Here is a 12790-nt window from a genome sequence, read left to right as displayed (position 1 = left end):
TTTGCCGGTCTTCGAAGGCTGCTTTAAGGCTCTCCGAGGCAGCATAAACCATGATGACGGCGGATCGGCGTTAACCCTTCGCCGAACTTGCTGGCGAAACCGCTTTCAGGCGCGGCTTGGCGTTCGCGGCCGCGCGGCGCATAAGGGCGCGATGACCAAACTCCTCCTTGTCGCCGCCGGCGGCGCCTTGGGCTCCGTCGCTCGCTACTTCGTGGGAATCCAGGCCCTGCGCCTGTTCGGGGCCAGATGGCCCTACGGCACCTTCATCGTCAACCTGACGGGCGGGCTGCTGATGGGGCTGCTGGCGGCTTGGCTGGCCCTGCGGGGCGGCGCGCAGCAGGAGCACTGGAGAGTGTTGCTGGGTGTCGGCGTCATGGGCGGCTTCACCACCTTTTCGGCCTTTTCGCTGGAGACCGCGCTGATGATCGAGAAGCGCGCCTACGCCCAGGCCTTTACCTATACGACCGCCAGCGTGATCCTGTCCGTGGCGGCCGTTTTCGCGGGCCTCTTGATCGCCCGCAGGATCTTTTCGGCATGAAAGAAGTACGTACGATCTATGTGGACGCCGGCGAAGACGGCGTCCGCCTGGACCGCTGGTTCAAGCGCCGCTGGCCGCACCTGAACCATATCCAGCTGAACAAGCTGTTCCGCTCCGGCCAGGTGCGGGTCGACGGCTCGCGCGCCAAGGCCGACACCAAGCTGGCGGCCGGCAGCCAGATCCGCGTGCCGCCGCTGCCGGACGCCCCCGATCCGGCCGACAAGGGCAAGCTGTCGCCGCGCGACATCGCCTTCGCCAAGTCGCTGGTGCTGTACGAGGACGAGGAGGTCCTGGCCCTGAACAAGCCGGCCGGCCTGGCCGTGCAGGGCGGCACCAAGACCACCCACCACATCGACAAGCTGCTCAGCGCCTGGGGCGAGGGCCTCGATCGGCCCAAACTGGTCCACCGCCTGGACCGCGACACCTCCGGCGTGCTGCTGCTGGGCAAGACCCCGAGCGCGGCCGCGCGGCTGTCCGGGGCCTTCGCCAAGCGCCGAGCCCAGAAAACCTATTGGGCCATCGTCGCCGGCAATCCGCATCCCACCGAGGGGGTGATCGAGCTGCATCTGGCCAAGCGGGGCGTCGGCGACCGCGAACTGGTGGTGCCGGCCGAACCGAAGGATCCGGACGCCCAGCCGGCCGAGACCGAATTCGTCTCGATCAGCCGGGCCGGCCCACGTGTCACCTGGATGGCCCTGCGTCCGCACACCGGCCGCACCCATCAGCTGCGCGCCCACATGAAGGCCATCGGCCACCCGATCCTGGGCGACCCCAAATACAGCGACGACAAGTCCACGCCGCTGTCGGAAGGCCTGAAGCTGCAACTGCACGCCCGCTCGATCATCCTGCCGCACCCGACGGTCGGAACCCTGGCCATCGAGGCGCCGCTGAGCCCGGAGATGAAGGCCGGCTTCGCCAAGTTCGGCTTCTCGGAGGACGAGGCCGAGTACGATCCGTTCGCGCGGCGGCAGACCAGGCGTCGGTAGGCGCGCGCGGCGGCCTTGAGCGCCCTCATGGGCTGTGACAAGGTTCCCTCTCAACCTGAGGGAATGCGTCATGGCCTTCGTGAGCTTCACGCGTCCGGACGACTCGCCGGTGTCGATCAATACCGCCGAGGTGCTCAGCTTCGCGCCTGTGCCGACCGACGGCCCCCTGAGAGGGCCGCTTGAGGCCGGCACGCGGATCGCCTTCAGGAACGGCAAGCACCAGGACGTCAAGGAACCGGTCGAGGCGGTCGAGCGCAGGCTGAACGGGGTGGGGTAACGCCGCCCTGCGACGTTGCACCACAGGTGGCCGGAGCCTTCCGTCATCAACTTATTAGCGACGTTCGCCGACCCTGCCGTCGAGGGCAGGAAAGGGTGTTCGTCATGAGTTCGCAGGTTATCGCGCTGGATCTTCTGGAGCGCCGATCGGCCGCTCTATCCGCGGCTGAAAGGGCGCTGCGGATCACGTTGAGCGGTTCGCCGACCCCCATCGTGCTGCTCGACCTGGACCTGAAACCCGTGCTGTTCAGCCAAGGTTGGCTGGACCAGGCGGTGACGCCCCGAACCTCGCAGTCTCCGAACGCCGAACCGCTGGCGCCGAACGCCGAGTTCACGGCCGCCGCGGGACGCTGTCTCGAAACCGGTGCGGTGGAGACCTGCCGCGTCGAAATTCCCGCGGACGCCGAAGGCTGCACGCGCTGGTTCAGCTTCGAGTTCAGCCCCTGGCCGCGCGGCTCCGCCTACAGCCGGTTCGTCGTCGTCGGGCGGGAAGTGACCGAGGCGGTCCTGGCCGCGCGCGAAGCCGAGATCGCCGGCCAGCGCCTGGCCGAGCAGAACGCGCGCTTCGACGCGGCCCTGAGCAACATGCCCCACGGCCTCTGCATGTTCGACGCCGAGAAGCGGCTGATCCTGTGCAACACCGCCTATCGCCGGCTTTACGACGTGCCGGACGCGCTCAGCGTCCCCGGGACGCGGCTGGACGACATCCTCGAGCATCGCTGCTCGATCGGCAAAGGGCCCCGCAGCTTCGCGGCCTTCTACGCCGCGACCGTCGAGGCGGCTGTGAGGGGCGCGGCGGCGACGCGCGACGTGGAGCTGACCGATGGGCGCACCATCCGCATCACCCACAATCCCACCGCGGACGGCGGCTATGTGGCCACCCACGAGGACGTCACCGAGTCGATCAGCGCCGCCGCCCAGATCGAGTTCCTGGCCTTTCGCGATCCCCTGACCGGCCTGCCCAACCGGGCCGCCTTCCAGCGCGCCTATGACGACGCCGTGGCCGCCGCCGAACAGGGCGAGATGTTCGGCCTGATCATGCTCGACGTCGACCACTTCAAGGACGTCAACGACACCCTGGGCCACGACGCCGGCGACGCCCTGCTGAAGGCGCTGGCCGGCCAGCTCAAGCGGGCTTTCCGGCGCAACGACACCGTGGCCCGCCTGGGCGGCGACGAGTTCGCCATCGTGCTGCGCGACCTCAAGAGCGAGGCCGACATGACCCGCCCGATCGAGGTGCTGCAGGGCTTGCTGCGCACGCCGATCGAACATGGCGGCCAGAGCTTCACCATCTGCGCCAGCATCGGCGCCGCGGTTCACGGCGATCCCGACGCCGATCCCACCCACCTGCTCAAGAACGCCGATGTGGCGCTGTATCAAGCCAAGTACGACGGCCGCAATCGCAGCGTCGTCTTCCGGCCGGCGATGCGGACGGAGGTCGAGCAGCGCGTCGAGCTGCTGCGGGAGGTGCGGTTGGCCATCAGCCAGGGCGAGTTCGACCTGTTCTACCAGCCGGTCGTCGACCTGGCCGGCAACAGCGTGGCCGGCTTCGAGGCCCTGATGCGCTGGAACCATCCGGAGCAAGGCGTCCTGCCGCCAGCCGCCTTCATGGCCGCGTTCGAGGACAACGACCTGTCGCTGCAGCTGGGCGAGGTGGCCTTCGAGCGCGCCTTGGGCCAGATGCGCGCCTGGCTCGACCAGGGCGTGGAGTTCGGCCGCGTGGCGATCAACATCTCCTCGGCCCAGTTCCGCACCGGACGCCTAGCCGCCGAGATCGCCGCCAAGCTGGCGCGCTGGAACGTGCCGGCCGACCGTCTGACCATCGAGGTCACCGAGAACGTCTATATGGGCTGGGGCGCCGAGGTGGTCAGCGATACGGTCAAGCAGTTGCACGACGCCGGCGTGCTGATCGCGCTGGACGACTTTGGCACTGGCTACGCGTCGCTGGCGAACCTGCGGCAATTCCCGATCGATCGCCTGAAGATCGACAAGTCCTTCGTCCAGAACAGCCAGGACGACGCCATCGTCCGCGCGGTGATCAACCTCGGCTCCAGCATGGGCATGAAGGTGGTGGCCGAAGGGGTCGAGCGGCCCGACCAGGTCGCGACCCTGACGCAGTACGGCTGCGACCAGGTCCAGGGCTACCACTTCGCCCGGCCCATGCCGGCCGCCGAGGTGGCCGGCTTCATCGACGCCTTCTCGACGCGGGGCTGAGCGTCGCGCGGAAAGGTGGAGCCGGCTTTTCCGCAAAAGCGATGCGAAAACTAAAAGCTAGACCAGTCCGGACACCGGCTTGGCGTCAGCGCTGTCGGGGAAGACCCTGGTTTCCAGGGCCGCGCGGTCGACGCCCATGTGGTCGGCCAGCACGCCCTTGAACAGGCCGCGCATGTCGAGGGTGGGGCGCACGTCGCGGTTCTCGAACAGGGCGTCCGGCCTCAGCGTCGGCCAGTCGCCGATGAGGCCGCCCTTCCGGAGCCCGCCGCCCAGCACCAGGGCGGTCGAGCCGGTGCCATGGTCGGTGCCGCCCGTGCCGTTGACCCGGGCGGTGCGGCCGAACTCGGTGGCGGCGACGACGACGGTGTTGCGCCATTCCTCGCCCAGGCCGGTGTTCAGGCCGTCGAGCACGGCGTCGAGATAGGACAGGCGGGTGTTCAGCTGGCCGACCTGGCCGGCATGGGTGTCCCAGCCGTCCAGCGAGATGGCGGCGATGCGCGGTCCGCCGTCCTGCACCATGAAGCCGGCCAGGGTCGCGCCCAGCTTGCGGGCGGCCTCGCGGCCTTGGCGCTGGCCGGCGATGGCCCGGGCGTCCTGGGTCATCGCCGTTGGAGCCATCGCCTGGGCCACGGCCGGCGGCGCGGCGACCTGGGGCGTCATTCCGGAGGTGTTCATCGCCGTCGTGTCGGTCGAGACCGGCGCGGGGGCGGGGTTTAGCGCAGTCATCGCCGCCTGGGCCATGGTCTCGGTCTCAAGGCCGCGCGCGAAGGCCGGCCCCATCAGCGGGTCGGCCTTGTAGAGGTCCTGCAGCAGGGTGGGCAGACGGGCGGCCTCGTCGACGCCCTTGCCTGGCGACCAGCTGGCGGCTTGGACCTTGCCGCGCAGGATCAGCGGCGCGGTGGCGCCCACCGATAGGCCTTCGACCTTCGACGGTCCCATCACCTCCAGCGTGCGGTTCAGCCAGCCGGTGTTGACGCCATAGACCTGGGCGGCGCCGGTCTCCAGCACGTCCTGGGCCTCGAAGTGTGAGCGGGCGCGGTCGGGGCTGGCGATGGCCGGGGCGATGCGGGCCTGGCCCTTCAGGGCCAGGGCGTGCACCGATTGCAGCGCCGGGTGCAGGCCGAAGGTTCCGTCCAGCTTCAAGGCCTGGTCGGGCGCCACCGCCACCGCGCCGCGCAGGGCCGCGTAGTCGGGATCACCGATCGGTGGGCTGATGGTTAGGCCGTCCATGCCGCCCCGGCAGATGATCACGACCAGCTTGCGACGGGCCATCGCGCCGTCGGCGGCGGCGAAGGCCGACCCGCCCAGGAAGCTGACGGAAACGCCCAGGCCGGCGGCCTGCAGCAGCAGCGAGCGACGGGAGGTCGTTTGAGGGGAGGCTTGGGCGGTCATCGGCGTTGGAACTCCGGACTCATCAGCAGCAGGGCCATGGCCTCGCGGCGGGTCTCGGCCCGGGCCATGGCCTTGGCGACCGCCGGGGTCAGGCGCGCGCCGAGGGCCGTCTGGGCCAGCAGGCTGGGATCGAGGCGGTCGGCGACCACGGCGGCGAAGCCCTCGCTGAACCGCAGGCGCTTGATCAGGGCGTCCGGCGCGCACCAGACCTGGGCCTCATCCGCCCAGCCCTTGGGCGAGGGGGCCGAGAACGGCTTCTGGCCCAACCCCGTCAGCACCGGGGCCAGCTTGTCGATGCCCGACGGCTGGGCGTCGATGGACCGCCAGGTCGAGATGGCGAACTCGTAGGGAGTCTTGAACTTGGCGGCGACGGGATCCCAGGCTTCGGGCGCGGCGACCAGGGCGCGGGCCACCTCGTCCAGGCGACCGTCGCTGTCGAGATAGGCCTTCTGCAGCCGGGCGACGAGGGCGGGCGGCGGGGTGTCGCTGACGAAGTGGACGGCCAGCTTGGTCGCCAGGTGGCGGGCGGTGTGTGGGCTGGCCGCCAGGTCGCGCATCACCGCCAGGGCCTGGGCCTGGCCTTCCTGGGGATAGCGCCGCCCCATCACCGTCCGCGGGCCTGGCTCGTGGGCGTTGTCGCGGAACAGGAACCGGTGCGGGCTCGGGTCCTTCGGTCGGCCGACGCTGAACCCGGTCATGGCCCGGGCGAATTCCGTGACGTCGGCCTGCTTGTAGCCGGCGTCGACTCCGACCGTGTGCAGCTCCAGGATCTCGCGGGCCAGGTTCTCGTTCAGCCCGCCGGCCTTCTTGCCGCTCTTGCGCTGGTACTGCGCCGCCCGGCTGTCGGGGCCCACCGACTGGGCCTGGTCGAGATAGAGCAGCATGGCCGGATGGGTGGACGAGGCCACCAGCAGGTCCTCGAAGCGGCCGAACACGTGCGGGCGGATGGCTTCCTGCTCGAACGGTCCCGCCACCGAGCCGACGGCCAGGCTGGTGGCCGAGACGGTGAAATGGTTGGCCCAGAACAGCGCCCAGCGCTCGCGGAACGCCGCGTCGGTGGTGGCCCCGAGCCGGGCGCGGGCCAGGAAGTCGTCACCCGCCTGGTCCTTCAGGTCCTTCTGGAGGTCCTTGACCACCGGACCCTTGGCCTCGCCCGTCGCCTTGGCGTCGCGCTTCTGCATCTGGTAGTCACTGACCTCGGCCAGGCGCTGGGCCGAGTCTTCGCCGCCCTGCGGCTGGTCGGCGCCCGCGGGACGGATCTGGGCCGCCAGGAAGCCGCGCGGATCGTCGCGCGCCGCGTCGATCTCGCCGGGCCGCGCGCCCAGGCCGAAGCGGGTCGCGGCGATGGCCGCCATCAGGTCGCTGGAGGGCAGGCTCACGCCGTTTTTCTCCCTTGCGTCACCGAGTCTTGCCTCGGGCGCGTTGTTTGCCCATTCAACGGCTTGAAACCGCTGTTTTGATGTCTGGACTGAAAAGAAGTTCGCCTTGGCCGACAAGCCTGACCTGCTGCAACGTCCCCGCCGCTTCTACAAGGCCGCCGCGGCCGGCCCCGTGGACGGCGGTTTCGCCGTGCTGCTGGACGGCCGCACGCCCAAGTCTCCGGCCCGGTCGCCGCTGGTCTTGCCGACCCTGGCGCTGGCCCAGCTGGTCGCCGCCGAATGGGACGCCCAGGTCGAGGTGATCGACTCCACGGCCATGCCCGCCACCCGCCTGGCCTTTACCGCCATCGACCGGATCCGCGAGACCCGGGCCGAGGTGGCCGGCGAGGTCGCGGCCTACGCCGGCTCGGACCTGCTGTGCTACTGGGCCGACCACCCCACGCCGCTGGTCGAGCGCCAGAAGCGCGACTGGGGCGCCCTGCTGGACTGGGCCAGGGCCGAGCTGGACGTGCACCTGACCCCCGTGTCCGGCGTGATCCACACGGCCCAGTCGCCGGCCGCCCTGGCCAGTGTCGAGGCCCTGGCCCTGACCTTGGACGACTTCACCCTGGCGGGGGTGGCCTATGGCGCGGGCTTGTTCGGCTCGACGGTGCTGGCCCTGGCCCTGCGGGCGGGCAGGGTCACCGGCCGCAAGGCCCTGGACCTGTCACGGCTGGAGGAGATCTTCCAGGCGCAAACGTGGGGGCAGGACGCCGAAGCGGTCGCCCGGGCCGAGGCCCTGGCCGTCGAGGCGCAGGTGCTGGAGCGCTGGTTCGCGGCGCTGCGGCGCTGAGGCCCGACTTCTTTGACCCAAGGCCGGTCGCCGCGGCGCGGCCCTCCGGTGCGCCTTGTCACGGAAAGCTCGCACCATTAGGCCTCGGTCCATAAGGTGGGAAAACCGCCCAGGTAAGAGAGCAGGGAGCCAATCCGCGTGCAGCACATACTCGAGGAACTGGATCGCCGTCGCGCGCAGGCTCGGGGCGGGGGCGGCGAGGGGCGGGTGGCGGCCCAGCACGCCAAGGGCAAGCTGACGGCGCGCGAGCGGATCGACCTGTTGCTGGACGAGGGCTCGTTCGAGGAGTTCGACATGTTCGTCGAGCACCGGGGGACGGAGTTCGGCATGGCCGAGCAGAAGGTGCCCGGCGACGGGGTGGTCACCGGCTGGGGCACGATCAACGGCAAGGTGGTCTACGTCTTCTCCAAGGACTTCACGGTGTTCGGCGGCTCGCTGAGCGGGGCGCACGCGGCCAAGATCGTCAAGGTCCAGCGCCAGGCCATGAAGGTGGGCGCGCCGATCATCGGCCTGTTCGACGCGGGCGGGGCGCGCATCCAGGAGGGCGTCGACAGCCTGGCCGGCTATGCCGACATCTTCCTGGAGAACGTGATGGCCTCGGGCGTGATCCCGCAGATCAGCGTGATCATGGGCCCCTGCGCCGGCGGCGACGTCTATTCGCCGGCCATGACCGACTTCATCTTCATGGTCCGCGACACCAGCTACATGTTCGTCACCGGGCCGGACGTGGTCAAGACGGTGACCAACGAGGTGGTCACGGCCGAGGAGCTGGGCGGGGCGCGGGTGCACGCGGCCAAGTCCGGGGTGGCCGAGGGGGCGTTCGACAACGACCTGGAGGCCCTGACCCAGGTGCGCCGCCTGGTCGACTTCCTGCCTTCGTCCAACCGCGAGACCGCGCCCGCCCGCCAGAGCTTCGACGACCCCTGGCGCGCCGAGCCCAGCCTGGACAGCCTGATCCCGTCCGACCCGGGCAAGCCCTACGACATCAAGGAGCTGATCCTGAAGATCGTCGACGAGGCCGACTTCTTCGAGATCTCCAGCGAGTGGGCCAGGAACATCGTCTGCGGCTTTGCGCGGATGGACGGCGAGACGGTGGGGGTGGTGGCCAACCAGCCGCAGGTGCTGGCCGGGGTGCTGGACATCGACAGCTCCAGGAAGGCCGCCCGCTTCGTGCGGTTCTGCGACGCCTTCAACATCCCCATCCTCACCCTGGTGGACGTGCCCGGCTTCATGCCCGGCACCAAGCAGGAGTACGGCGGGCTGATCAAGCACGGCGCCAAGCTGCTGTTCGCCTATGCCGAGGCCACCGTGCCCAAGATCACCCTGATCACCCGCAAGGCCTATGGCGGGGCCTATGACGTGATGAGCTCCAAGCACCTGCGCGGCGACTTCAACTACGCTTGGCCCACCGCCGAGATCGCGGTCATGGGCGCCAAGGGGGCGGTGGAGATCATCTTCCGCCAGGAGGCCAAGGACCCCGCCGCCCTGGCCGCCCGCGAGGCCGAGTACAAGGACCGCTTCGCCAACCCGTTCGTGGCCGCCTCCCGCGGCTATATCGACGACGTCATCATGCCCCACGGCACCCGCAAGCGCATCGTCCGAGCCCTCAAGAGCCTCAAGGGCAAGCAGCTCCAGAACCCGTGGAAGAAACACGACAACATCCCGCTTTAGGGAGCGCCGGGCGGGACGGTCTTGGCGTTATTTCAGGTCCATCCTCACGCTGAGCGTCCCATCAGGGTTGCCTGGCGACCTCGGGGCGCCGCCGAACGCGCTGGCGTAGGCCGGAGCCAGCAGCGCCTGGAAGGCCGAGACGGGGACGACGATTTCGTAGTCGCCCTCGGCGTAGGGGCCGACCACATAGGGATCGATCAGCACCGTCAGCCCGCCGATCTTGCCCGGGCTCGTCGACGGGGTTGGGACCAGCACGGTCTGGTTCCACTTGGGGCAACTGAACATGGCGTTCAGCGGCGTGGCCCCCTCGCGGTGGGTCTTGGCCTGGGCCACCGCGTCGCAGATCGCCTTGTCCAGCACGGACATGTCGGCTTCCGGGCGGAACAGGGCGCTGGGCTGGATGTCGCGCTTGGCGACGTTGTCCCAGATCAGGCTGGAGCCGCCGTGGTTGGGGTGGGCGCCGCCGGTGTCCTCGAACCACAGGGCGCGTAGGCCCACCAGCGGCGCGCTGTCGGCGGCCAGGAACCACTGGCTCTGGCGGGCGTAGGGTCGCCAGGGGAACTTGCCGTCCGAAGCCTTGCGGTCGGCCTGGGCCTTGGCGGCGAAGGTTTTCAGGCCGGCGGTTTCGCGATCGTAGAGCAGGGCGTGCAGGGCGGGATGGCTGGCGATCTCGGCTGGCAGGCGCAGGGCGACCTTGGCCGCTTCGTCGGACTGGTCGAAGGTCAGGGGGCGGGCCATGGCGGCGGATGTGGCGGGCGCGGCGGGCGCCGGAGCGGTGGTCGACACGGCGGCCGGCGCTCGCGGCGGCGCGGCCGGCTTGCCCTCGCAGGCGCCCAGGGCGGCGAGCAGGCCGAGGACGGCGACGGGGCGGGCTTTGGTCGAGGGCATGGACATTCCTCCTGAACGCCGCCCCCGCCCGGCTGGCTCCACCCTGCCTTGCGCGGCGCGAACCGTCCATGGAGAGGCGGCGCGATGGCCCGTCGCCAAATCGGTCGAACGTGGTTAGATCGACGGCGGCTGAACGGGAGACCGCATGAAACCTCAAGGGGCGTGGCTGTTGTTGGCGGCGAGCGCCGCGGTGCTGGGAGCGTGCTCGACGACCGCCCCGCCGACGGGACCGGCGGCCGCGCCCGCCGGCATGAAGTGGAACGCCTTCGCCACGCCCGACGCCGAGCAGCGGCTGGCCTACGGACTGCCCGACAGCGACGTGGTCGGGATCATCTTCTCGTGCCGACGCAAGGCGACCAGAGTCGGCTTTCTCACCAACCTGGCCGAGGGCAAGCCCGGGTCCGGGAGCGTGCGTTTCCGGTCCGGCAAGGTCCAGGGCCGCTACGCCGCCAAGCTGATCCCATCGGAGATCGCCGACGGCCTGGACGCGACCGGCCAGATTCCGCTGGCCGACCCGGTGCTGGCCGCCTTCGAGAAGACCGGCCTGATCAGCCAGGTCGAGGACAGGGCCTATCCGCAGGATGCGCGCACGCCAGCCGAACGGGCCGACATCAAGCGCTTCTTCGGCTTCTGCCGGGGCTGACCGGCGCTCATCGCGTCATCCCGGGCCGGGGCGAGGAGCTTTCGATTGACGCCCGGCGGGGGCGCCCCTCAAATGCCCCCGCCCGCGTCGGGGTGGACAGCAGGTCGCGACCCGCGAGATGGACGACCACGCCGCCTTTCTCCAGAGAGTCGAGGCCCTGCGCGCCGGGGTGGACCGACGGCTGGCCGAACTGGCGCCGGCCGTGGGCTCGGCGCCCGACCGCCTGGTCGAGGCCGTGCGCTATTCGCTGCTGGCGCCCGGCAAGCGCTTTCGTCCGATGGTCACCCTGCTGGCCGCCGCCGAGCTGGGCGCGCCCGAAGGCGCGGCGCTGGACGTGGCCTGCGCGTTCGAGATGATCCACGCCGCCTCGCTGATCCTGGACGACCTGCCTTCGATGGACGATGCGGGCCTTCGGCGCGGCCTGCCGACCATCCACCGGGCCTTCGACGAGGCCACGGCGATCCTGGCCGGGGTCGGGCTGCTGAACCAGGCCTATGTCGTGATCGCCGCCGACCAGGGCCTGCCGGCGTCCCTGCGAGCCGAGTTGGCGGGCCGCGCGGCCCAGGCCGTGGGTTTTTCCGGCCTGATCGCCGGCCAAGCGCGCGACCTGTTCGACCGCGACCAACTGCGCGACCCGGCGGCCCTGGAGCGGCTCAATCACGAGAAGACCGGCGTGCTGATCGTCGCCGCCGCCCAGGGCGGGGCGCTGGTGGCCGGTGCGTCCCCGGCGGTGGTCGAGGCGATGGGCGTCTTCGCCCGCCACATCGGCCTGGCCTTCCAGATCCGGGACGACCTGATCGACGCCCAGGGCTCCGTCGAAGCGGCGGGCAAGGACGTCGGCAAGGACGCGGCGATGGCCACGGTGGCCTCGACCCTGGGTCTCGCCGGCGCCGGCCAAGCCATGGAAGCGCACCTGGCCAAGGCCTCCGGCGCCCTGGCCCTGGCGGGGTGCGACGGGCTGCTGGGCCGCTATGTCGGCGAGCTGTTCGCCCGGCGCAAGGCGGCGGCGTGACCGCCCAGACCGTTTCGCGGGATCCCATCGCAACGGTTAGCGGCGCGGTCCACGCCTATGGCGGCCGGCCTGTGCTGCGCGGCGTCGACCTGGGCCTGCGCCCGGGCGAGATCTACGCCCTGCTGGGGCCGAACGGAGCCGGCAAGACCACCCTGGTCCGCGTCCTCTGCGGCCGCATCCGGCCCGACGGCGGCGCGGCGCGGCTGAACGGCCGCGATCCCGCCCGCATTCCGGCCGCGCGGGCGGGCTTGGGCTTGGTTCCCCAGGAGATCGCCCTCTATCCGAACCTGACGGTGTCCGAGAACGTCGAGACCTTCGCCGTCCTGGCCGACGTGCCGCGCGCCGGCCTGGCCTCGGCCGTCGCCCGCGCCCTGGACCTGACCCGCACGGCCGACCGGGCCCGCGTGCCGGTCAAGCATCTGTCGGGCGGCTACCAGCGCCGGGCCAACATCGCCGCGGCGATCGTCCACCAGCCGAGCCTGCTGATCCTGGACGAGCCCACCGTCGGGGTCGATCTGGACGCCCGCGAGGCGCTGGACGCGGTGATCCGCGGCCTGCGCGACCTCGGCGTGGCCGTGCTGATGACCACCCATGACCTCGACCAGGCCGCGGCCCTGGCCGATCGCGTCGGCTTCCTCCGCGAGGGCGAACTGGTGCTCGAGGGGCGGCCGAAAGCCCTGGTCGCCGAGGCGTTCGGCGAGCGGATGGAGATCCAGGTCCACCTGGCCGAAGAGGTCGACGCCGCCGCCCAGGATCGCCTGGTCGCCGAGGGGCTGGAGCGCACGGCGCGGCCGACGGTGTGGACGCGGCTGGAGGTCGACGGCTACGCGGCGGCTGGACGGCTGGACCAGCGCCTGCGCGAGGCGGGGTTGGCCCCGCGCGAGATCCGGGTGCGCGCGCCGTCCCTGGCCCAGCTGTTCAGCCGGGTGGCGGGCCGGGCGTCGGCGGCGTGATGCGGG

Annotated in this window: 11 protein-coding genes and 2 pseudogenes; 10 read left to right on the top strand and 3 right to left on the bottom strand. The window is 70.7% G+C overall.

Features of this window, described 5'->3' with window-relative positions:
* The first annotated feature begins 151 nt into the window (after window positions 1–151).
* The 5 genes and pseudogenes from crcB to G3M57_RS16050 all read left to right on the top strand — a co-directional run.
* Window positions 152–538, top strand: a complete 387-nt coding sequence (crcB, locus tag G3M57_RS16065; RefSeq protein ID WP_163231712.1) for a fluoride efflux transporter CrcB — start codon at window positions 152–154, stop codon at window positions 536–538.
* A complete protein-coding gene (locus tag G3M57_RS16060) occupies window positions 535–1524 on the top strand; it encodes an RluA family pseudouridine synthase (protein WP_163231711.1) in 990 nt (329 codons plus the stop codon). Before crcB ends, G3M57_RS16060 begins: the two co-directional genes overlap by 4 nt.
* 70 nt (window positions 1525–1594) lie before the next feature.
* Window positions 1595–1801, top strand: a complete 207-nt coding sequence (locus G3M57_RS16055) for a hypothetical protein (protein WP_163231709.1) — start codon at window positions 1595–1597, stop codon at window positions 1799–1801.
* 104 nt (window positions 1802–1905) lie between these two features.
* Window positions 1906–2700 (top strand): annotated as a pseudogene (locus G3M57_RS27800) (PAS-domain containing protein); the annotation flags it as partial.
* A 21-nt stretch (window positions 2701–2721) separates the two neighbouring features.
* Window positions 2722–4014 (top strand): annotated as a pseudogene (locus tag G3M57_RS16050) (putative bifunctional diguanylate cyclase/phosphodiesterase); the annotation flags it as partial.
* Between the two features lie 57 nt (window positions 4015–4071).
* On the opposite strand, the gene G3M57_RS16045 reads toward G3M57_RS16050, so the two are convergent.
* Entirely contained in the window at window positions 4072–5406 is a 1335-nt protein-coding gene (locus tag G3M57_RS16045; protein ID WP_163231707.1) for a DUF1501 domain-containing protein, read from the bottom strand.
* The gene (locus G3M57_RS16040) at window positions 5403–6785 is read right to left on the bottom strand and encodes a DUF1800 domain-containing protein (protein WP_230983646.1); all 1383 of its coding nucleotides are present in this window, start codon (window positions 6783–6785) and stop codon (window positions 5403–5405) included. Before G3M57_RS16040 ends, G3M57_RS16045 begins: the two co-directional genes overlap by 4 nt.
* 106 nt (window positions 6786–6891) lie before the next feature.
* Here G3M57_RS16040 and G3M57_RS16035 point away from each other — a divergent pair, with 106 nt between their 5' ends.
* Together G3M57_RS16035 and G3M57_RS16030 are read left to right on the top strand one after the other, a co-directional pair.
* Window positions 6892–7617: an ATP12 family chaperone protein gene (locus G3M57_RS16035; protein WP_163231705.1), complete on the top strand. Its 726-nt coding sequence runs from the start codon at window positions 6892–6894 to the stop codon at window positions 7615–7617.
* 138 nt (window positions 7618–7755) lie between these two features.
* Window positions 7756–9288: an acyl-CoA carboxylase subunit beta gene (locus G3M57_RS16030; protein ID WP_163231704.1), complete on the top strand. Its 1533-nt coding sequence runs from the start codon at window positions 7756–7758 to the stop codon at window positions 9286–9288.
* A gap of 27 nt (window positions 9289–9315) precedes the next feature.
* Here G3M57_RS16030 and G3M57_RS16025 read toward each other — a convergent pair whose 3' ends face one another.
* Window positions 9316–10176: an RsiV family protein gene (locus G3M57_RS16025; protein WP_163231702.1), complete on the bottom strand. Its 861-nt coding sequence runs from the start codon at window positions 10174–10176 to the stop codon at window positions 9316–9318.
* A 145-nt stretch (window positions 10177–10321) separates the two neighbouring features.
* Here G3M57_RS16025 and G3M57_RS16020 point away from each other — a divergent pair, with 145 nt between their 5' ends.
* The 3 genes from G3M57_RS16020 (at window position 10322) to G3M57_RS16010 (ending at window position 12784) form a co-directional block, all read left to right on the top strand.
* Window positions 10322–10819, top strand: coding sequence for a hypothetical protein (locus G3M57_RS16020; protein WP_156402319.1), 498 nt, complete (start codon window positions 10322–10324; stop codon window positions 10817–10819).
* A 118-nt stretch (window positions 10820–10937) separates the two neighbouring features.
* The gene (locus tag G3M57_RS16015; RefSeq protein ID WP_056759788.1) at window positions 10938–11831 is read left to right on the top strand and encodes a polyprenyl synthetase family protein; all 894 of its coding nucleotides are present in this window, start codon (window positions 10938–10940) and stop codon (window positions 11829–11831) included.
* Entirely contained in the window at window positions 11828–12784 is a 957-nt protein-coding gene (locus G3M57_RS16010) for an ABC transporter ATP-binding protein (RefSeq protein WP_056759786.1), read from the top strand. The genes G3M57_RS16015 and G3M57_RS16010 overlap by 4 nt, the downstream gene beginning before the upstream one ends.
* The last annotated feature ends 6 nt before the right edge of the window (window positions 12785–12790 follow it).

It is taken from the genome of Caulobacter rhizosphaerae (assembly GCF_010977555.1).
Classification (GTDB): Bacteria; Pseudomonadota; Alphaproteobacteria; order Caulobacterales; family Caulobacteraceae; genus Caulobacter; species Caulobacter rhizosphaerae.
This window is presented reverse-complemented; position numbering and strand designations above follow the sequence as displayed.

Excerpts from the sequence above, each read along its gene's own strand:
- crcB (WP_163231712.1), top strand. The coding sequence starts at position 152 with ATGACCAAACTCCTCCTTGTCGCCGCCGGCGGCGCCTTGGGCTCCGTC.
- G3M57_RS16060 (WP_163231711.1), top strand. The coding sequence starts at position 535 with ATGAAAGAAGTACGTACGATCTATGTGGACGCCGGCGAAGACGGCGTC.
- G3M57_RS16055 (WP_163231709.1), top strand. The coding sequence starts at position 1,595 with ATGGCCTTCGTGAGCTTCACGCGTCCGGACGACTCGCCGGTGTCGATC.
- G3M57_RS16045 (WP_163231707.1), bottom strand. The coding sequence starts at position 5,406 with ATGACCGCCCAAGCCTCCCCTCAAACGACCTCCCGTCGCTCGCTGCTG.
- G3M57_RS16025 (WP_163231702.1), bottom strand. The coding sequence starts at position 10,176 with ATGCCCTCGACCAAAGCCCGCCCCGTCGCCGTCCTCGGCCTGCTCGCC.
- G3M57_RS16020 (WP_156402319.1), top strand. The coding sequence starts at position 10,322 with ATGAAACCTCAAGGGGCGTGGCTGTTGTTGGCGGCGAGCGCCGCGGTG.
- G3M57_RS16015 (WP_056759788.1), top strand. The coding sequence starts at position 10,938 with ATGGACGACCACGCCGCCTTTCTCCAGAGAGTCGAGGCCCTGCGCGCC.